The organism is Streptomyces sp. CRN 30 (assembly GCF_034105845.1).
The window spans coordinates 1-19,334 of the sequence record NZ_JAVRHI010000224.1 but is presented as its reverse complement, the minus strand read 5'-3'; the positions used below and the strand labels follow the sequence as shown (position 1 = coordinate 19,334).

General features: G+C 71.4%; 19 protein-coding genes and 1 pseudogene. 13 read left to right on the top strand and 7 right to left on the bottom strand.

What is annotated here, in order from left to right:
- The 6 genes and pseudogenes from UW392_RS24195 to UW392_RS24170 form a co-directional block, all read right to left on the bottom strand.
- A pseudogene (locus UW392_RS24195) lies at positions 1-236 on the bottom strand (hypothetical protein); the annotation flags it as partial.
- Complete coding sequence (locus UW392_RS24190) at positions 233-1,132, bottom strand: carbohydrate ABC transporter permease (protein WP_320777205.1); 900 nt, start codon at positions 1,130-1,132, stop codon at positions 233-235. The pseudogene UW392_RS24195 and the gene UW392_RS24190, both read right to left, overlap by 4 nt.
- Positions 1,129-2,064, bottom strand: coding sequence for a sugar ABC transporter permease (locus UW392_RS24185; RefSeq protein ID WP_320777204.1), 936 nt, complete (start codon positions 2,062-2,064; stop codon positions 1,129-1,131). Before UW392_RS24185 ends, UW392_RS24190 begins: the two co-directional genes overlap by 4 nt.
- A gap of 168 nt (positions 2,065-2,232) precedes the next feature.
- On the bottom strand, positions 2,233-3,966 hold the full coding sequence (gene araD, locus UW392_RS24180) for an L-arabinonate dehydratase (RefSeq protein ID WP_320777203.1): 1,734 nt from the start codon (positions 3,964-3,966) through the stop codon (positions 2,233-2,235).
- Positions 3,963-4,874, bottom strand: a complete 912-nt coding sequence (locus UW392_RS24175) for a dihydrodipicolinate synthase family protein (RefSeq protein WP_320777202.1) — start codon at positions 4,872-4,874, stop codon at positions 3,963-3,965. The genes araD and UW392_RS24175 overlap by 4 nt, the downstream gene beginning before the upstream one ends.
- On the bottom strand, positions 4,871-5,527 hold the full coding sequence (locus UW392_RS24170) for a GntR family transcriptional regulator (protein ID WP_320777201.1): 657 nt from the start codon (positions 5,525-5,527) through the stop codon (positions 4,871-4,873). Before UW392_RS24170 ends, UW392_RS24175 begins: the two co-directional genes overlap by 4 nt.
- Positions 5,528-5,898: 371 nt before the next feature.
- Here UW392_RS24170 and UW392_RS24165 point away from each other — a divergent pair, with 371 nt between their 5' ends.
- On the top strand, positions 5,899-6,048 hold the full coding sequence (locus tag UW392_RS24165; RefSeq protein WP_320777200.1) for a hypothetical protein: 150 nt from the start codon (positions 5,899-5,901) through the stop codon (positions 6,046-6,048).
- A 70-nt stretch (positions 6,049-6,118) separates the two neighbouring features.
- Here the strand turns inward: UW392_RS24165 and UW392_RS24160 are convergent, their stop codons facing one another.
- Complete coding sequence (locus tag UW392_RS24160; protein ID WP_320777206.1) at positions 6,119-7,297, bottom strand: hypothetical protein; 1,179 nt, start codon at positions 7,295-7,297, stop codon at positions 6,119-6,121.
- A 255-nt stretch (positions 7,298-7,552) separates the two neighbouring features.
- Here UW392_RS24160 and UW392_RS24155 point away from each other — a divergent pair, with 255 nt between their 5' ends.
- From UW392_RS24155 to UW392_RS24100, 12 genes are all read left to right on the top strand, one after another.
- Positions 7,553-8,362 (top strand): NAD(P)-dependent oxidoreductase, encoded by an 810-nt coding sequence (locus UW392_RS24155; protein ID WP_320777199.1) that lies wholly within the window; start codon positions 7,553-7,555, stop codon positions 8,360-8,362.
- A gap of 267 nt (positions 8,363-8,629) precedes the next feature.
- Positions 8,630-9,400, top strand: coding sequence for a DeoR/GlpR family DNA-binding transcription regulator (locus tag UW392_RS24150; RefSeq protein WP_320777198.1), 771 nt, complete (start codon positions 8,630-8,632; stop codon positions 9,398-9,400).
- 81 nt (positions 9,401-9,481) lie between these two features.
- Positions 9,482-10,849, top strand: a complete 1,368-nt coding sequence (locus tag UW392_RS24145; RefSeq protein ID WP_320777197.1) for a sugar ABC transporter substrate-binding protein — start codon at positions 9,482-9,484, stop codon at positions 10,847-10,849.
- Positions 10,849-11,787: a sugar ABC transporter permease gene (locus UW392_RS24140; protein WP_320777196.1), complete on the top strand. Its 939-nt coding sequence runs from the start codon at positions 10,849-10,851 to the stop codon at positions 11,785-11,787. Before UW392_RS24145 ends, UW392_RS24140 begins: the two co-directional genes overlap by 1 nt.
- Positions 11,787-12,668: a carbohydrate ABC transporter permease gene (locus UW392_RS24135; RefSeq protein ID WP_320777195.1), complete on the top strand. Its 882-nt coding sequence runs from the start codon at positions 11,787-11,789 to the stop codon at positions 12,666-12,668. Before UW392_RS24140 ends, UW392_RS24135 begins: the two co-directional genes overlap by 1 nt.
- The gene (locus UW392_RS24130) at positions 12,665-13,654 is read left to right on the top strand and encodes a zinc-dependent alcohol dehydrogenase family protein (protein ID WP_320777194.1); all 990 of its coding nucleotides are present in this window, start codon (positions 12,665-12,667) and stop codon (positions 13,652-13,654) included. Before UW392_RS24135 ends, UW392_RS24130 begins: the two co-directional genes overlap by 4 nt.
- A 112-nt stretch (positions 13,655-13,766) precedes the next feature.
- Positions 13,767-14,540, top strand: a complete 774-nt coding sequence (locus tag UW392_RS24125) for an AraC family transcriptional regulator (protein WP_320777193.1) — start codon at positions 13,767-13,769, stop codon at positions 14,538-14,540.
- Between the two features lie 201 nt (positions 14,541-14,741).
- Complete coding sequence (locus tag UW392_RS24120) at positions 14,742-15,791, top strand: iron-siderophore ABC transporter substrate-binding protein (RefSeq protein WP_320777192.1); 1,050 nt, start codon at positions 14,742-14,744, stop codon at positions 15,789-15,791.
- A gap of 20 nt (positions 15,792-15,811) precedes the next feature.
- A complete protein-coding gene (locus UW392_RS24115) occupies positions 15,812-16,831 on the top strand; it encodes a FecCD family ABC transporter permease (RefSeq protein WP_414496677.1) in 1,020 nt (339 codons plus the stop codon).
- A complete protein-coding gene (locus UW392_RS24110; RefSeq protein WP_320777190.1) occupies positions 16,828-17,901 on the top strand; it encodes an iron ABC transporter permease in 1,074 nt (357 codons plus the stop codon). Before UW392_RS24115 ends, UW392_RS24110 begins: the two co-directional genes overlap by 4 nt.
- The gene (locus UW392_RS24105) at positions 17,898-18,728 is read left to right on the top strand and encodes an ABC transporter ATP-binding protein (RefSeq protein WP_320777189.1); all 831 of its coding nucleotides are present in this window, start codon (positions 17,898-17,900) and stop codon (positions 18,726-18,728) included. The genes UW392_RS24110 and UW392_RS24105 overlap by 4 nt, the downstream gene beginning before the upstream one ends.
- A 36-nt stretch (positions 18,729-18,764) precedes the next feature.
- Positions 18,765-19,334: TerD family protein (locus UW392_RS24100; protein ID WP_320777188.1), on the top strand; the 570-nt coding region annotated here is incomplete at its 3' end.

Here is a 19,334-nt window from a genome sequence, read left to right as displayed (position 1 = left end):
AGCGTCTCGCGGCCGAGGTCGCGGGCGCCGGCCGGTGCCGTGGCGCCGTCGGCGTCGCGGGTGCCATGGGCGTCGCGGGTGCCATGGGCGTCGCGGGTGCCATGGGCGTCGCGGGTGCCATGGGCGTCGCGGGTGCCATGGGTGTCGCGGCTGTCCGCCCCGGCCGGGGTGGAGAGCACGAGGCCCAGCACGCCGGCCGCGGCGAGGATTCTGAGGGTTCCCGTCCCCGTTCTCATCCCTTCACCGCCCCCGCGCTGAAGCCGGTGATCAGCCACTTCTGGATGAAGGCGAAGACGATGACGACCGGGACGGCGGCGATGATGCCGCCCGCCGCGAGGGCGCCAAGGTCCACGCTGTCGGCGCTGAGCAGGGTGTTGAGGCCGACCGGGATGGTCTGCTTCTCCTGGTTGCTGAGGAACATCAGCGCGAACAGGAAGTGGTTCCAGGAGTGCACGAAGGCGAAGGAGCCGACGGCGATCAGGCCGGGCCGCAGCAGCGGCAGCACGATCGTGACGAAGGCCCGGAACCGGCTGCAGCCGTCCACCCAGGCCGCCTCCTCCAGGGAGTACGGCACGTTCTTGATGAAGTTGCTGATCAGGATCATCGACAGCGGCAGCTGGAAGACCGTCTCGGCGATGATGACGCTGCCCAGCGAGTTGATCATGCTCAGCTCGGCGAAGATCTGGAACAGCGGCACCAGCAGCAGCGCGCCCGGCACGAACTGCGAGCAGAGCAGCGCCAGCATGAACCCGCGCTTGATCTTGAAGTCGAAGCGGGCGAGGGCGTAGCCGCCGGCGAGGGCGACGAGCGTGGTCATCACCAGGGTGGCGATGCCGACGAGCACGCTGTTCTCGAAGTAGGTGCCGAAGGAACGTTCCGTCCACACCTTCTCGAAGTGGTCGAACGTCATCGGCCAGGGCACGAGCGAGGTGGAGCCCGCCGGGCGCAGCGCGAACAGCAGGATCCAGTAGAACGGGACGAGGGTGAAGACCAGGTAGATCGAGAGCGGCAGGTAGATGTGCCAGCGCGGCACCTCGTCCCAGGCGCGCTGGGTCTTCTTCGGCCGCTGCGGCGGCTCGTCGGCTGCGGGTGCGGGAGCGACCGGACGGGTCTCGACGGCGTTGGTGGTCACTTGTGGTCGCCTCCGAACTTGCTGAGCCGCAGATAGACGATCGAGAAGAAGAGCAGGATCACGAAGGCCACGGTCGTCAGGGCGGAGGCGTAGCCGAAGTTGTGCGCGTCGACGCTGGTGTTGGCGACGTAGAGCGGGAGGGTCGTCGTCTGGCCCGCGGGTCCGCCGCCGGTGAGCGTGTAGAGCAGGTCGACGTTGTTGAACTCCCAGACCGCGCGCAGCAGCGTGGAGAGGATGATCGCGTCCTTCAGGTGCGGCAGCGTGATGTGGAGGAACTGCTGGATGCGGCTGGCGCCGTCGACCTCGGCGGCCTCGTACAGGTCCTTCGAGACGGACTGGAGGTCGGCGAGGATGAGGATCGCGAAGAAGGGGACACCGCGCCACAGGTCGGCGACGACCACGGCCGAGAAGACGGTCGAGGTGTCCGACAGCCAGCTCGTGCCGTACTCACCGATCCCCAGGTCGGCGAGGTAGCGGGTGATGCCGGTCTGGGAGTTGTAGAGCAGCACCCAGATCGCGGAGGTGAGCACGCCGGAGACGGCCCAGGGCGAGAAGACCAGCGCGCGGCCGACGGCCCGGCCCACGAAGGTCTGGTTGACGATCAGCGCGAGCGCCAGACCGAAGAGCAGCTGCAGACTGACCTCGACGACGACCCACTTGGCGCTGAAGAGGAGGGTGTCCCAGAACAGCGGGTCCTCGGTGAAGGCGTGGACGAAGTTGTCGAAGCCCGCGAAGCCGTTCCGCCAGGGTTTGGTCGGGTTGTAGTCCTGCAGGCTGTAGTAGAAGACGCTGATGACGGGGTAGGCGATGAAGCCGAGCATCAGCAGGGCCGCCGGCGCGATCAGCAGGTACGGGAGCCTGCGCGGCGTGGCCGACCCACGGCGCCGCCGGGGTGGCGCGGGCTTTTTCGCCACGGCTGCGGCTTGTGCCATGACTGTTCTCCGTTCTCGGGGTGCGGGTCGAGCCGGTGGTGCTCCGGTCCGCGAGGCAAGGTGCGGTGGTGCCGGCTGTACGGGCGCCTGCCGACGTACCGGCAGTAAGCGCTTTCACGCTGGGTGTCCGGGGCCGCCGCCCGTAACAGCGGCGGCCCCTCGGTGCGGTCAGCCCGCGTACGGGTCCGCCACCTTTCCCGGCCGGGCCAGGAAGGCGAAGTCGCAGCCGGTGTCGGCCTGGGTGATCTGTTCCTCGTAGAGCGCGCCGTAGCCGCGCTCGTACCGCTCGGGCGGCGGGGTCCAGGCGGCCCTGCGCCGCTCCAGCTCCTCGTCGTCCACGTTGAGTTGCAGGGTGCGCGCCTCGACGTCCAGGGTGATGCCGTCCCCGGTCCGCACCAGCGCGAGCGGCCCGCCGACGTGGCTCTCGGGCGCGACGTGCAGGACGCACGCGCCGTAACTGGTGCCGCTCATCCGGGCGTCGGAGATCCGCACCATGTCCCGTACGCCCTGCTTCAGCAGGTGGTCGGGGATGGGCAGCATCCCGTACTCCGGCATGCCCGGACCGCCCTTGGGGCCGGAGCCCCGCAGCACCAGCACGGTGTCGGCGGTGATGCCGAGCGACGGGTCGTTGATGGTCCGCTGCATCGTCCGGTAGTCGTCGAAGACGACCGCGGACCCGGTGTGCTTGAGCAGGTGCGGCTCGGCGGCGATGTGCTTGATGACGGCGCCGTCCGGACAGAGGTTGCCGCGCAGCACGGCGACCCCGCCCTCGTCCGCCACCGGGTTCTCCCGGGGGCGGATCACGTCGTCGTCGTGCACAGCTGCGCCGTCGAGCTGCTCGCGCAGCGTGTCGTGCGAGACGGTCGGCCGGTCCAGGTGGAGCAGGTCGGTGATGCGGGAGAGGAACCCGGGGAGGCCGCCCGCGAAGTGGAAGTCCTCCATCAGGTACTTCTGTCCGCCCGGCCGGACGTTCGCCAGCACCGGCACGGTGCGGGCGATCCGGTCGAAGTCGTCGAGCGTGAGCCGCGCGCCGGCGCGGCCCGCCATCGCGATCAGGTGGATGACCGCGTTGGTGGAGCCGCCGAGCCCGAGCACGGTCGTGACCGCGTCCTCGAACGCCTCCTGGGTGAGGATCTCCGACAGCCTCCGGTCCCGGCGCACCAGCTCCACGATCCGCATGCCGCTCGCCGCGGCCATCCGGTCGTGCCCGGAGTCCACGGCCGGGATGCTGGACGCGCCCGGCACGGTCACCCCGAGCGCCTCCGCGGCGGCGGTGAGCGTGGAGGCGGTGCCCATGGTCATGCAGTGGCCGGGCGACCGGGCGAGCCCGCTCTCCAGTTCGGCCAGCTCGCAGTCGCCGATGAGCCCGGCGCGCTTGTCGTCCCAGTACTTCCACATGTCGGTGCCGGAGCCGAGCACCTCCTTGCGCCAGTGCCCCGGCAGCATCGGCCCGGCGGGCACGAACACGGCCGGCAGGTCGGCGGAGGCGGCGCCCATGAGCAGCGCGGGCGTGGACTTGTCGCAGCCGCCCATCAGCACGGCGCCGTCCACGGGGTAGCTGCGCAGCAGTTCCTCGGTCTCCATCGCGAGCATGTTGCGGTAGAGCATCGGGGTCGGCTTCTGGAAGGTCTCGGAGAGCGTGGAGACCGGGAACTCCAGCGGGAAGCCGCCCGCCTGCCACACCCCGCGCTTGACCGCCTGGGCGCGGTCGCGCAGGTGGACGTGGCAGGGGTTGATGTCGGACCAGGTGTTGAGGACCGCGATGACCGGCTTGCCCAGGTGCTCCTCGGGCAGGTAGCCGAGCTGGCGGGTGCGGGCGCGGTGGCTGAAGGAACGCAGCCCGTCCGTGCCGTACCACTGGTGGCTGCGTAGTTCCTCCGGCTTCCTCGCCTCCCCGGTCACAGCGCCCACCCGGCGGCGATCGCGGCGACGGTGGCCCGCTCTTCCTCGGGCAGCGGCTTGCTCGGCGCGCGGACGTCGCGGCGGCACAGGCCGAGGGAGGCGAGGGCCTCCTTGACGACGGTCACGTTGTTGGCGGAGCCGTTGGCGGCGCGCAGCTCCTCGAAGCGGCGGATCTGCTCCCAGACCTTCATGGCGGCCGGGTAGTCGCCCGCCCGCAGCGCTTCGATCATGTTCAGCGAGACGGACGGGGCGACGTTCACCAGCCCCGAGGTGAAGCCGGTGGCGCCCGCCGAGAAGTACGAGGGCGCGTACGGCTCCGCGAGCCCGGCCACCCACACGAAGCGGTCGAGGCCCGCGTCGCGGGCGAACCCGGCGAAGCGCGCGGCGTCCGGGACGGCGTACTTCACGCCGATGACGTTGGGGCAGGCGTCGGCGAGTTCGGCGAGCCGGGCGCCCGGCAGCAGCGGGTTGCGGACGTAGGGCACGACGCCCAGCTCGGGCACGGCCTCGGCGATGGCCCGGTGGTAGTCGACCCAGCCGCCGTCGGCGACGTAGGGGTGGACGGGCTGGTGCACCATCACCATCTGCGCGCCCGCCTCGCGGGCGTGGACCGCGGAGGCGACCGCGGTGGGCACGTCGTGCCCGACGCCGACCAGGACGACGGCCCGGTCGCCGGCCTCCTCCATGGTCAGCTCGGTGACGAGGCGGCGCTCCTCGGGGGTCAGCGCGTAGAACTCGCCGGTGTTGCCGTTGGGCGTGACGGTGGTGACGCCGCCGTCGAGCAGCCGGCGCAGCAGGGCCCGGTACACGTCCCGGTCGACGGTGCCGTCCTCGGCGAACGGGGTCACCGGGATCGCCACCACGTCGGCCAGGGCCGTCCGTCCGGTCTGGTACGTCACGCTGCTCATTGATGACCTTCCTCTTCGCGGGCCTCGGGGAAGGCCCGGCGGACGAACGACGCGATGTGCGCGTGCAGGGCGGCGGCGGCTCCGTCGGCGTCGCCGTCCAGGGCGAGCCGCAGGATGTCGCGGTGCTCGGCGGCCTCCCGCTCCCAGGAGGGATCGGCGGCCCAGGCGACGGCGGAGACCAGCGCGGCCTGGTCCCGGACCTCGTCGAGCATCCGGCCGAGCAGCGGGTTGCCGCAGGACGTGTACAGCGCGCGGTGGAACTCCCGGTTGGCCAGGGATCTCTCGGCGGTGTCGGCCGCCCGGTCGGAGCGGGCGAGCGCGTCCCGGGCCACCGCCAGGGAGGCGCCGCGGCGCACGGTCCGGCGCAGGGCCTCCGGCTCCAGGAGCAGCCGTACGTCGTAGACCTCGCGCGCCATGTCCGCGTCCACCATGCGCACCGTGACGCCCTTGTACTGGCTCATCACGACGAGTCCGGTGCCGGCCAGGGTCTTGAGCGCCTCGCGCACGGGCGTCTTGGACACCCCGAACTGCGCGGCGAGTTCGGTCTCGACCAGGGCCTGCCCGGGGGTCAGCCCCCCGGTCAGGATGCGGTGCTTGATCCCTTCCAGCACGTACTGCGTCCTGGAGGGGATCGGCGTGGGCACAGAGGTCATGCGCGCCTCTCGGGGTCACGGAGACAGCACGGAACCACGGCCGTACTCGGGCGGGGCTCGCATATCTGATCTCGCGTATCGCGTCTCATATATGACGTACGAAGTACGACGCGATGAAGCTAGAAGTGCGCCTGTGTTTCGTCAATGCTTCTGACGAAAGAAGTGCGGGCGACCCGAGCAGGGTGGCCGGAGCACGACGCCGGACGGCCGACTCGGGCCCTACCACCCTGCCCGACGGGACGCACGGCCGCCCAGGGCATCCTCCCGATGCCGTCGGCAGGGTCCCAGCATCACGATCATGCTCATGACCTGGACGATTACGCGCGCTCCCAAGGGAGCGCGACGCGGGGCTGCCCCTCATCCCAGCTGTGGTGTCGGACTTCGGCTCGTCCACCCCGGGATCGGTGGCCGGCATGCGGACGGAGGGCCCCCTGCTCGGCACCCTCGCGGACCGGGTCCGCCGCCGCCCGCTGGTGCGCCGGCTCGGGGAGCACCGCTTCGCCGCGTACGGCAGCTGGTGACCGTGGGGGCGATGTGCCCGCTGCCGGTGGTACGGCTCCTCCGGGGCCGTGGCTGTGACCGTGCCCGTGATCAGCCCAGCCCGGCCAGCGCCTCCCGCACCGCCGCCAGGTCGCCGTCCGACGCCAGGCCGGCGTGGTACAGGCGCAGTTCGGTCGCCCCGAGGTCCGCCGCGCGGGCCGCGTCCGCCGCCAGGGTGGCCGGGCTGCCGCCCATGCCCGACACGATGGTGAAGTTGGCGGCCAGCACGGCCCCTTCCCGGCCCTGTTCCGCGAACGGGGTCAGCGGCTGAGAGCCGCCCGTGCAGGGCACGACCACGCCGTCCGCCACGCCGAGGATGTGCCCGGCGTCGACGCCCGCGTTGGCGCCGCAGTGGTACGGCACGGGGTCGGCGTGCAGCAGCACCTGGAAGCCCTCGGGCGCGGCGGCCCGTACCGCCGTGACCGTGTCCTCCTGGAGGAGGCGGGCCGTCTCCTCGCGCCACGCGCGCGTGAGCGCCGCCCGCTCGGTGCCGAGCGCCTTCTCGGCGCCCGCCCGGCCGTCGTCGTCATCGCCGGCGGGGTTCCCGCGCCACAGGGGCTCCAGCGCCTCGCGCACCGCCACCGCCAGCCCGTCCGGGTCCAGTCCGACGCCGGCGTACCCGTCCCGGCAGGTCCCGCAGAAGCACAGCGACATCAGGTACTGCCCGGTCTCCCCGAGCCGCACGCCGCCCGTCTTGTCATGGGCGTGCAGGTGGGCGAGCCCGTACCAGCCGAGCGACTCCAGTTCCGTGCCCGCCGCGCCCGGCCGCACGGCCGCCTCGACGGCCAGGTCCACCAGGTACTGGCGGGTCGCGGGCTGTGCGACGCAGGGCGCCCACGGATAGCGGTCGCCGTACGCGTTGACCACGGAGGTGTCCGGGAAGTCGGCGCCGAGGCGGGAGTTGTGCGCGAGCACCACCCAGGTGTGCACCTCCAGGCCGGCGTCCGCGAGTGTCGCGGCAGCCGCCCCGTACGCGTCGCCGGGCGCCCAGTCCCCCGCGGGGTACGGGCGCAGCCGCCGCCCCGACCACCGGGCCTCCTGCGGCGGGTAGAGCACGGCGGCGTGCTCGGCCGTGACGATCCGGTGGTGCGGGTGACGGGGGGTCAGGGCGCGGGTGGAGTGGTAGGCGGAGGCGAGCGTCGCCTGCCGCACCCCCAGCCCCGCGACGAACTCCCCCGCCGCCGGGTCCCCGTTCACGTCCCAGGGGTAGACGAACGCCGACGCCTTCACATGTCCTCCTCGACACGGATGCGGGACCGCGATCACCGCGATCACCGCGATCACCGCGATCAGAGATGTAAACATGCCCCGCGGGCGTGCGCCAGAGCACGGCCCGGCCCGGGAAAGCGCGTCCGCGCACGGTACTTGACGCACCGGGGGGCAGCTCATTAACTAGTCACAAGGTCCAAGCATGTGAATGCGGGACACACATGCGCACATCAGGTCCTGACCCGCCCCGGCCGGCCGCCCCAAGGAGACCCGAGGATGCCCGCTCCCCGCACCGTTCTGCTCACCGGCGCCGCCGGCGGACTCGGCACCCTGATGCGGGAGCTGCTCCCGGAGTACGGCTACCGGCTGCGCCTGCTCGACCTGCGGCCCGTCGAGGGCGAACCCGACGCGATCGTCGCGGACCTCGCCGACCCGGAGGCCCTGCGCGAGGCCGTCCGGGGCGTCGACGCGATCATCCACCTCGCGGGCATCTCCCTGGAAGCCCCCTTCGGCAAGATCCTCCGCGCCAACATCGAGGGGACGTACAACCTGTACGAGGCGGCCCGTGAGGAGGGGGTGCGGCGCATCGTCTTCGCCTCCTCCAACCACGCGGTGGGCTTCACCCCCGCCCCGCGGGGCGACGCCCCCCTGATCCCCGTCGACACCCCGCGCCGCCCCGACACCTTCTACGGCCTCTCCAAGTCCTTCGGCGAGGACCTGGCCCAGCTCTACTGGGACAAGCACGGCCTGGAGACGGTCTCGGTGCGCATCGGCTCCTGCTTCCCCGAGCCCACCAGCGTCCGCATGCTGTCGGTGTGGATGAGCCCGGCCGACGGCGCCCGCCTCTTCCACGCGGCGCTGACCGCCGAGGACGTGCGGCACACGGTCGTGTACGGCTCCTCCGCCAACACCCGTCTGTGGTGGGACCTTTCGACGGCCCGCGCCCTCGGTTACGACCCGCGGGACGACTCCGAGCCGTACGCCGCGAAGCTCCTCGCGGAACACGGCGCACTCGACCCGGAGAACCCCGCGCACGCCCACCTCGGCGGCCACTTCGTGAACGATCCGCCGGTCTGGCCGTACTGACTTCCGTGGCGCATCGGCGCCCTTGACATGAGCGGGCGGGCACCGAACGGGCCCGCCCGCCGCCGTGTTCGGGCACGCGCGATGCCCGATCCCACCTTCACCGCTGGTCCGTGACGGGCGACCGAGCATCGGAACGGGCACAGACGGGCATCATCGGACGTGCAACAAGCCTGGTCAGCGGCGCGCACCCACTGTAGAACTCTCCCCATGGATTAACCGAAGCCCGAACGGGCAAGGTGATCGGACAACACAGTTCAAGGGAGAGCGGTGTCGGCCATGAGTGCGGAAGAACGTCAGCGTGCCATCGTCACGGCCGCCCGCCGTTCGGGCTCCGTCGACGTCACCGCGCTCGCCGCCGAACTGGGCGTCGCCAAGGAGACGGTACGGCGCGACCTGCGCGCCCTGGAGGACCACGGACTGGTCCGCCGCACCCACGGCGGGGCCTACCCGGTGGAGAGCGCCGGCTTCGAGACGACGCTGGCCTTCCGGGCCACCAGCCACGTCCCCGAGAAGCGGCGGATCGCGACGGCCGCGGCCGAGCTGCTCGGCGACGCCGAGACCGTCTTCGTCGACGAGGGCTTCACCCCCCAGCTCATCGCCGAGGCACTGCCCCGGGACCGGCCGCTGACCGTCGTCACCGCCTCGCTCACCACCGCGGGCTCCCTCGCCGAAGCGGGCAACACCACCGTGCTGCTGCTCGGCGGCCGGGTCCGTTCGGGCACCCTCGCGACCGTCGACCACTGGACGACGAAGATGCTGGCCGGTTTCGTCATCGACCTGGCCTTCATCGGCGCCAACGGCATCAACCGCGACCACGGCCTCACCACCCCCGACCCGGCCGTCAGCGAGGTGAAGGCCCAGGCCATCCGGGCCGCCCGGCGCACCGTCTTCGCGGGGACGCACACCAAGTTCGGAGCGGTCAGCTTCTGCCGCTTCGGCGACATCGGCGCCCTGGACGCGATCGTCACGAGCACCCTGCTACCGGCCTCCGAGGCCCACCGTTACTCCCTGCTCGGCCCGCAGGTCATCCGGGTCTGAACCACCGCACCACCCCCACCGCCCCGGGGCCGACACGCCCCGGTAACCACCCTTATATCCCCATACGTCCAGGAGTGATCCATGCGAACCCCGAGCCGACGGCGGCCAGGCGCGATAGCCGTCGCCGCCGTAGGGACGCTGCTCGCCCCCCTCCTCTCCGGCTGCTGGACCGGAGCGGGCGGGGCGGGTTCCGGCGGCGACTCCCTCAACGTCCTGATGGTGAACAACCCGCAGATGGTCGAGTTGCAGAAGCTCACCCGGGCCCACTTCACCAAGGAGACCGGCATCGAGGTGAACTTCACCGTCCTGCCGGAGAACGACGTCCGCGACCGGATCAGCCAGGACTTCGCCAACCAGGCCGGCCAGTACGACGTCGCCACCCTGAGCAACTACGAGATCCCCATCTACGCCCGCAACGGCTGGCTGCAGGAGATGGACGACTACGTCGCCGAGGACGCCGACTTCGACCAGGAGGACATCCTCGAGCCCATGCGCCAGTCGCTCACCGGCGACGACGGCAAGCTGTACGGGCAGCCGTTCTACGGCGAGTCGTCCTTCCTGATGTACCGCAAGGACATCTTCGACAAGCACGGCCTCACCATGCCGGAGAAGCCCACCTGGGAGCAGGTCGCCGAGCTCGCCGCGCAGGTCGACGAAGCCGAGTCGCGCATGAAGGGCATCTGCCTGCGCGGGCTGCCCGGCTGGGGCGAGGCGATGGCACCGCTCACCACGGTCGTGAACACCATGGGCGGCACCTGGTTCGACGAGGACTGGAACGCGGGCCTGGACTCCCCCGAGTTCGAGAAGGCCACCAAGTTCTACGTGGACCTGGTGCGCTCGCACGGCCAGTCCGGCGCCGCCCAGTCCGGCTTCGCCGAGTGCCTGAACAACATGACCCAGGGCAACACCGCCATGTGGTACGACGCCACCTCCGCGGCCGGCTCCCTGGAGGCCGAGGACTCCCCGGTCAAGGGCAAGCTCGGGTACGCGCCCGCGCCGGTCGAGGAGACCGAGTCCGCCGGCTGGCTCTACACCTGGGCCTGGGGCATCCAGAACGCCTCCCGCAACCACGACAAGGCCTGGGAGTTCGTCTCCTGGGCGTCGAGCAAGGAGTACGAGCAGCTGGTCGGCGACGAGATCGGCTGGTCCAACATCCCGGCGGGCAAGCGGGCCTCGACCTACGAGAACCCCGACTACGTCGCGGAGGCCGCCTCCTTCCAGGAGATGACCCGCGAGGCCATCGAGCAGGCCCGGCCCACCGACCCGGGCGTGCAGCCGCGGCCCGCGCCCGGCATCCAGTTCGTCGGCATCCCCGAGTTCACCGATCTCGGCACCGAGGTCTCCCAGGAGATCAGCGCGGCCATCGCCGGCCGCCAGTCCGTCGACTCGGCCCTGAAGAAGGCTCAGGAACTCGCCGAGCAGATCTCCGAGGACTACGAGGGACGCTGATGACCGCCATTACGACACCCCCGGCTTCCACCGAACGCGCCGCCGCCCCCGGCAAGGCACCCAACGGCAAGCTGCGCGCCTGGGCCACCCGGGCCCCGCTGCTGCCCGCCCTGATCTTCCTGATCGTGGTCACCCAGCTGCCCTTCGTGGCCACGCTGGTGATCTCTCTGTTCGACTGGAACTCGCTCTACCCCGACGCCCGTGAGTTCGCCGGCCTCGCCAACTACGCGGAAGTCCTCGGCGACGCCGACCTGCGCAACTCGGTCTGGACGACGATCCTGCTCACCGTCACGGTGGTGCTGGTCAGCCTCGTCCTCGGCCTGCTCCTCGCGCTGCTCCTGGACCAGAAGTTCAAGGGCCGCGGCATCGTCCGCACCCTGCTGATCGCCCCCTTCCTGGTGGTCCCGGTCGCCGCGGCGCTGATGTGGAAGCACGTGCTGTTCAACCCCGAGTACGGCCTCTTCAACGGCCTGCTGAGCTATGTGGGCGGCCCGCAGCCGGACTGGATATCCGAGATGCCGCTGCTCGCGGTGGAGGCCTCGCTGATCTGGCAGTGGACGCCGTTCATGATGCTGATCCTGCTGGCCGGCCTGCAGAGCCGTGACCACCAGCAGATCGAGGCCGCCCGCGTGGACGGCGCGAGCGGCTGGCAGATCTTCCGCCACCTCACGCTGCCGCACCTGCGCCGCTACCTGGAGCTCGGCGCCCTGCTCGGCTCGATCTACATCGTGCAGAACTTCGACGCCGTCTTCACGCTCACCTCGGGCGGCCTCGGCACCGCGAACCTGCCGTACACCGTCTACCAGACCTTCTACCAGGCCCACGAGAACGGTCTCGCCTCCGCCGCGGGCGTCCTCGTCGTCATCGGCTCGCTCATCATCGCGACGTTCGCGCTCCGCGTGGTCTCGTCCCTGTTCCGCGAGGAGGTGTCGCGCTGATGAGCGCCACCGCGGTCCGTACTCCCGCCCCCGCCACCGCCCCTCCCGGCGCCCGTGGCAAGCGTCTGAAAAGTGCCGGCCTGGGCGTCCTCGCCTGGGTGGTCGGCCTGCTCTTCTTCCTCCCGATCGCCTGGATGGCGCTGACGTCGTTCCACTCGGAGAGTGACGCCGCGACCAACCCGCCGTCCTTCGCGGCCTCCCTCACCCTGGACGGCTACCGCGAGTTCTTCGGCGCGGGCGGCGGCGCCAGCCCCTGGCCTGCGCTGATCAACTCGACGGTGGCCTCGCTGACGTCGACGCTCCTCGTCCTCCTCCTCGCGCTCCCGGCGGCGTACGCGCTGTCGATCCGGCCGGTGAAGAAGTGGACCGACGTCCTGTTCTTCTTCCTGTCCACGAAGATGCTGCCGGCGGTGGCGGGGCTGCTGCCGCTCTACCTCTTCGCCAAGAACACGGGGCTGCTGGACAACATCTGGCTGCTGGTCATCCTCTACACCTCGATGAACCTGCCGATCGCCGTCTGGATGATGCAGTCCTTCCTGGCGGAGGTCCCGGTCGCGGTCATCGAGGCCGCCCAGATCGACGGCGCCAAACTGCCGACCGTGCTGGCCCGCATCGTGGCCCCGATCGCGGCCCCGGGCATCGCGGCCACCGCCCTGATCTGCTTCATCTTCAGCTGGAACGAACTGCTGTTCGCCCGAGTGCTGACGGGTGTGGTCGCCGAGACCGCCCCCGTCTTCCTGACCAGCTTCATCACCAGCCAGGGCCTGTTCCTGGCCAAGGTGTGCGCTGCGTCGCTCGTCATCTCCCTGCCGGTGCTCGCCGCGGGGTTCGCCGCCCAGGACAAGCTGGTCCAGGGCCTGTCGTTGGGAGCCGTGAAATGAAGGCCGCCGTCATCGAGTCCGTGGGGAAGGCCGTCGTCGCCGAGGTCCCCGACCCGACGCCCGGCCCGCGCGAGGTCGTCGTCGAGGTGGCCGCCTGCGGTCTGTGCGGCACCGACCTGCACATCCTCCAGGGCGAGTTCGCGCCCAAGCTGCCGATCGTCCCCGGACACGAGTTCGCGGGCGAGGTGGTCGGCGTGGGCACCCAGGTCACCGAGGTGTCGGTGGGCGACCGGGTCGCGGTCGACCCGTCCCTGTACTGCTACGAATGTCGCCAGTGCCGCAACGGCCACAACAACATGTGCGAGCGGTGGGCCGCGATCGGCGTGACCACGGCGGGCGGCGCCGCGCAGTACGCCGTCGCCCCGGTCGCCAACTGCGTCAAGCTCCCCGAGCACGTCCGCACCCAGGACGCCGCCCTGATCGAGCCCCTGTCCTGCGCGGTCCGCGGCTACGACGTCCTCCAGTCCCGTCTCGGCGCCCACGTCCTGATCTACGGGTCCGGCACCATGGGCCTGATGATGCTGGAGCTCGCCAAGCGCACCGGTGCGGCGAGCGTCGACATGGTGGACCTGAACCCGGCCCGCCTGGCCACCGCCCAACAGCTCGGCGTCACGGGATCGGCCGCGACCCCCGACGAGCTGGACCGTCCGCAGGGCTGGGACCTCGTCATCGACGCCACGGGCAACGCCAAGGCCATCCAGGACGGCCTGAACCGCGTCGCCAAGGCGGGCACGTTCCTGCAGTTCGGCGTGGCGGACTACGCGACGCGGGTGGAGATCGACCCGTACCGCATCTACAACCAGGAGATCACCATCACCGGCTCGATGGCGGTCCTGCACAGCTACGAGCGTGCGGCGGAGCTCTTCGCGAACGGGGTCCTGGACCCCGACGTGTTCATCAGCGACCGCCTGCCGCTCGACCAGTACCCGCAGGCCCTGGAGCAGTTCGCGGCCGGCGTCGGCCGGAAGATCGTGGTCGTTCCGTAGGGAGATCCGTAGGTATTCGGCACCTTCTCGCGGTGCTTAGGGTGGGAGGCATGCGACACGCCTCCCACCCTTCCCGCGTTCCCGGCCGCGGTCCCTGCTCCGGCGTGCGCGCATGACCCGCGAGACCCGCTCACTGCCCGTGCTGGCGCCGGGCGCGGTGGACACGCCCTTCACCATCGTGGGGTACGACGAGGTCTTCCCCCGCGACATCACCTGGAACGACCACTCCCACCCGTTCCACGAGCTGCTCTGGAACGAGCGCGGCTCCTCCACGGTCGTGGTCGGCGCACGGGTCTGGACGGTCACGCCCGCGCTGGGCCTGTGGATGCCCGCGGGCGTCCTGCACTCCGGCTCGGCGATCGCCGGCACCTGGCTGCGCGCGATCTTCCTCGGCTTCCACACCACCACCTCGATCTCCGACACCCCGGTCGCCGTCGAGATCACCCCGCTGCTGCGGCTGCTCCTGCAGCGGCTCGGCGACGCCCGCCTCTCCCCCGCCTCACGGGCGACGACCGAGGCGATGGTGCTCGACGTGCTGGAACCCTCGCCGCGCGAGCTGCTCGTGCACGCGCCCACCTCCGACCTGCTGCGCCCGATCGCCGAGGCGGTCCGCGAGAACCCCGGCGACCTGCGGACACTGACGGACTGGGCGGCCGAGCTCGGCGTCAGCCCCCGCACCATCACCCGCGCCTTCAACGCCGAGACGGGCACCAGCTTCGCGCGCTGGATCGCGGCGGTCCGCGCCCAGCACGCGGTCGCGCTGCTCACCCGGGGCTGGGACGTGGAGGCCGTCGCGGAGCAGGTCGGCTACCGCTCGGCGAGCGCCTTCGGGGTGGCGTTCCGGCGGACGACGGGGCTGACTCCGGGGATGTTCCGCGCTTCTTGAGGCGCCCGCTCTTGTCCCGATCGCTACATCCCCTGTCTCAAAGGATCGATTGCGACACTGATCACCACCGCTTAAAGTCCCTCAAAGGCAAGCCTTACCTAAGTAACTTGCCCAGTACGGTGCACCGCTCCACGACGGCATTCCCATATCCAGGCGTGCGAGGACCGGCACCCCTGGCTTTCGGACAGTGGAGTACGAATCATGCGTTCATATCGCCTGCGCTCGCTCGCCGTGGCAACGGTGGCCATGCTGGGGCTCGCCGCCTGCGGCGGCGGCTCCGACACGGCCGACGACACGGCCGCCGCCGACGAGTCGAAGGCGAGCGGTTCCGCCGCGGCCTTTCCCCTGACGGTGGAGCACGCCCTCGGCACGACCACCATCGAGTCCAAGCCCGAGCGCGTCGCCACCGTCAACTGGGCCAACGACGAGGTGCCGCTCGCCCTCGGCGTCGTGCCGGTCGGCATGGCGAAGGCCACCTGGGGCGACGACGACGACAACGGCGTCCTGCCCTGGACCGAGGAGCGGCTGAAGGAGCTCAAGGCCGACACGCCCGTCCTCTTCGACGAGACGGACGGCATCGACTTCGAGGCCGTCGCCGACACGCAGCCGGACGTCATCCTGGCCGCCTACTCGGGCCTCACCCAGCAGGACTACGACACCCTGAGCGAGATCGCCCCGGTCGTGGCCTACCCGGAGGCCGCCTGGGCGACGCCGTGGCGCGAGATCATCCGCGTGAACAGCAAGGCCATCGGGCTCGCCGACGAGGGTGAGAAGCTGATCACCGACCTCGAGGGCGACATCGAGGCGACCGCCGCCAAGTACCCGCAGCTCAAGGGCAAGTCGGCGATGTTCATGACGCACGTCGACCCCGGTGACGTCAGCAAGGTCGGCTTCTACACCGCGCACGACACCCGCACGCAGTTCTTCGAGGACCTCGGGATGAAGATCCCGGACAGCATGGCCAAAATCTCTGAAGGCACGGACAAGTTCTCCGGGTCGCAGAGCGCCGAGCAGATCGACGTCTTCAACGACGTCGACATCATCACCGGCTACGGTGACGCCGAGCTCGTCAAGACGCTCGAGGACGACCCGCTGCTGTCGAAGCTCCCCGCCATCCAGCGCGGCTCCACGGCCTTCCTCTCCGGCTCGGGCCCCGTGGCGACCGCGGCGAACCCGACGCCCCTGGCGATCAGTTACGTCCTGGAGGACTACGTCGCCGCGCTCGCCGAGGCCGCGGACAAGGTCAAGTGACGAGCGTAGACACCCCTGCAGTGCCGGACGCCGCCCTCGTGCGGCGTCCGGCCCGTGTCCGGGCCCTGTGGCTGCTCGCCGCGCTCCTGGTGCTGGCCGCGGTCATGATCGCCTCCGTCGCCCTCGGGTCGCGCAGCGTCGCCTGGTCCGACGTGTGGGCGGCGCTCGGCGGCACGGACACCACCCTGGAACAGGCCGCGGCCACCAAACGCATCCCCCGTACGGTGCTCGCCGTGCTGGTCGGCGCGGCGCTCGGGCTCTCCGGTGCCGTCATGCAGGGCGTCACCCGCAACCCGCTGGCCGACCCCGGCGTCCTCGGCGTCAACATGGGGGCGTCGCTGGCCGTCGTCACGGCGGTCGCGTTCTTCGGCCTGACCTCGGCGACCGGCTACATCTGGGTCGCGATGGGCGGCGCCGCTCTGACGGCCCTGTTCGTGTACACGGTCGGCTCGCTCGGCCGGGGCGGCTCCACCCCCCTCAAGCTCGCGCTCGCCGGCGCCGCCACCTCGGCGGCGTTCGCCTCGCTCGTCACCGCCGTCATCCTCCCCCGCAACGACGTCACCGGGAGCTTCAAGCTCTGGCAGATCGGCGGCGTCGGCGGCGCGTCCTTCGACCGCATCGGGCAGGTGCTGCCCTTCCTGGCGGTGGGCTTCGCCGTCTGCCTGCTGTCGGCGCGGGGCCTCAACTCCCTCGCGCTGGGCGACGACCTCGCGGCCGGACTCGGGGAACGCGTCGCCGTCCTGCGGGGCGTGGCCGCGCTCGGCGCCGTCGTCCTGTGCGGCGCGTCGACCGCGATCGCCGGGCCGATCGGCTTCGTCGGGCTCGTCGTGCCGCACGCCTGCCGACTGCTGACCGGGGTGGACCACCGCTGGCTGCTGCCGCTCTCGGCGCTGCTGGGCGCCTCCCTGCTCACCGCCGCCGACGTCGTCGGACGCGTCGTGGCGCGCCCCGCGGAGATCGACGTGGGCATCGTGACGGCGCTGATCGGCGGCCCCTTCTTCATCTACATCGTCCGCAGGCAGAAGGTGCGTGCCCTGTGAGTGCCCCCGTCGTCACCCGGCCCCCGGCCGAGGAGGCCGCCCTCCCCACGGTACGGGCCGTCAAGCGCGGACGCGTCCGCCGCGCGTCCCGGCGCCGCCTCGTCGTCCTCACCCTGGGCGCCCTCGTCGTCGCCGGTTTCCTCGTCTCGCTGATGTTCGGGCAGACGAACTACCCGTTCGACGACGTCGTCCGGGTCGTCCTCGGCGAGCAGGTGCCGGGCGCCTCCTTCACCGTCGGGCGGCTGCGGCTGCCGCGGGCGGTCCTCGCCGTGGTCGCGGGCCTCAGCTTCGGGCTGGCCGGTGTCACCTTCCAGACGATGCTCCGCAACCCCCTCGCCAGCCCCGACGTCATCGGCATCAGCTCCGGCGCGAGCGCCGCGGCCGCCATCGCGATCGTGACCCTGTCGCTCGGCGAGACGGCCGTGTCGGCCCTCGCGATCGCCGCCGGCCTGGGCGTGGCCCTGCTGATCTACGCCCTGGCGTTCCGGGACGGCGTCGTCGGCACCCGGCTGGTCCTGATCGGCATCGGCATGGCCGCCATGCTGGACAGCGTCATCTCCTACGTGATGTCCCAGGCCGCCGAGTGGGACTTCCAGGAGGCGATGCGCTGGTTGACCGGCAGCCTCAACGGCACCACCTGGGACCAGGTCGTGCCCGCCGCCGTCGCCCTCGTCGTCCTTGCCCCCGTCCTGCTGTCGCAGTCGCGCAACCTCTCGGCGCTGCAGCTCGGCGAGGACACCGCCGCCGCCCTGGGCGTCCGCGTGGAACGCACCCGCATCACGGTGATCATCGCCGCGGTCGGCCTGATCGCCTTCGCCACCTCGGCCTGCGGACCCATCGCGTTCGTGGCGTTCCTCTCCGGTCCCATCGCGGCCCGGATCGTGGGCCCCGGCACCTCCCTGCTGGTGCCCGCCGGGCTCGTCGGCGCCCTGCTCGTCCTCGTCGCCGACTTCACCGGCCAGTTCGCCTTCGACACCCGCTTCCCGGTCGGCGTCGTCACCGGCGTCCTCGGCGCGCCCTACCTCGTCTACCTGATCATCCGCACCAACCGGGCGGGAGGCTCCCTGTGACCACGAACCACTCCCTCGCCGCCGAGCACCTCAGCCTCGGCTACGGCGACCGCACCGTCATCGACTCCCTCGACCTGGCCGTGCCGCCGGGCCGGGTCACGGCCATCGTCGGCGCCAACGCCTGCGGCAAGTCGACGCTGCTGCGCTCCATGTCCCGGCTGCTCGCGCCCCGCGAGGGCCGCGTCGTCCTGGACGGCAAGGAGGTGCACCGGCTGCCCGCGAAGGAGCTGGCCCGCACCCTCGGACTGCTCCCCCAGTCGCCGATCGCCCCCGAGGGCATCACCGTCTCCGACCTCGTCGGCCGCGGCCGCCACCCGCACCAGGGCCTCTTCGCCCGCTGGAGCGACAAGGACGACGAGGCGGTGGCGGCGGCCCTGGACGCCACGGACACGGCGGCGCTCGCCGACCGCGCCGTGGACGAGCTCTCCGGCGGCCAGCGCCAGCGGGTGTGGATCGCCATGGCGCTCGCCCAGCAGACCGACCTGCTGCTGCTCGACGAGCCCACCACCTTCCTCGACGCCAGCCACCAGGTCGAGGTCCTGGACCTGCTGACCGACCTCAACCGGGTGCGCGGCACCACCGTCGTCATGGTCCTGCACGACCTCAACCTGGCCGCCCGGTACGCGGACCACCTCATCGCCCTCGCCGAGGGGCGGCTGCACGCGGCCGGCGCTCCGGGCGAGGTCCTGACGGAGGACACCGTCCGTACGGTCTTCGGCCTCGACAGCCGCATCATCGAGGACCCCGTCTCGGGCAAGCCCCTGATGCTGCCGATCGGCCGCCACCACGTCAGGCCGGTGACCGGTACCCGATCGGCGGCCGGGTAAGGGAACGGCAAAGGACCCTCGCTCGTTCCACCTGGCATGACAGCTATGACCCCCGGCTCGAACATCCCTCTCTCCGCCGCCCGTGTCGCGGTGGACGTCGCCGCGCCCGTGCGGCTCGACGTATCGGGCCTGCTGCTCACCGCCGACGGCAAGGTGCGCTCGGACGACGACTTCATCTTCTACAACCAGCCCGCGGGCCCGGGCGTGACGTACCGCTCGGGCGGCGGGTCAACCCCCGACTCGATCACCGTGGACACCGCGGCCGTCCCGCCGGGCATCGAGAAGATCGTCATCACCGCGAGCCCGGACGCGGCGGGCCAGACCTTCCAGGGCGTCGAGCCGACGGCCACCGTGCGCGACGCGGACGACGGCTCGGTGCTCGCCACCTTCACCCCGCCGCAGCTCGGCGCCGAGACGGCCCTCGTCATCGTGGAGGTCTACCGGCGCAACGGCGCGTGGAAGGCCCGCGCGGTCGGCCAGGGCTACTCCAACGGACTGGCGGGCATCGCCACCGACTTCGGCGTCACGGTGGAGGAGCCCGCTCCCGCCGCCGCCCCGGCCGCCGCCCCCGCCCCCGTCGCCCCGCCCGCGCGCACCCTCGCGTCG

Coding starts and splice junctions, on each gene's coding strand:
- UW392_RS24120 (WP_320777192.1), top strand. CDS start 14,742: ATGCGTTCATATCGCCTGCGCTCGCTCGCCGTGGCAACGGTGGCCATG.
- UW392_RS24140 (WP_320777196.1), top strand. CDS start 10,849: ATGACCGCCATTACGACACCCCCGGCTTCCACCGAACGCGCCGCCGCC.
- UW392_RS24170 (WP_320777201.1), bottom strand. CDS start 5,527: ATGACCTCTGTGCCCACGCCGATCCCCTCCAGGACGCAGTACGTGCTG.
- UW392_RS24145 (WP_320777197.1), top strand. CDS start 9,482: ATGCGAACCCCGAGCCGACGGCGGCCAGGCGCGATAGCCGTCGCCGCC.
- UW392_RS24125 (WP_320777193.1), top strand. CDS start 13,767: ATGACCCGCGAGACCCGCTCACTGCCCGTGCTGGCGCCGGGCGCGGTG.
- UW392_RS24185 (WP_320777204.1), bottom strand. CDS start 2,064: ATGGCACAAGCCGCAGCCGTGGCGAAAAAGCCCGCGCCACCCCGGCGG.
- UW392_RS24175 (WP_320777202.1), bottom strand. CDS start 4,874: ATGAGCAGCGTGACGTACCAGACCGGACGGACGGCCCTGGCCGACGTG.
- UW392_RS24130 (WP_320777194.1), top strand. CDS start 12,665: ATGAAGGCCGCCGTCATCGAGTCCGTGGGGAAGGCCGTCGTCGCCGAG.
- UW392_RS24135 (WP_320777195.1), top strand. CDS start 11,787: ATGAGCGCCACCGCGGTCCGTACTCCCGCCCCCGCCACCGCCCCTCCC.
- UW392_RS24155 (WP_320777199.1), top strand. CDS start 7,553: ATGCCCGCTCCCCGCACCGTTCTGCTCACCGGCGCCGCCGGCGGACTC.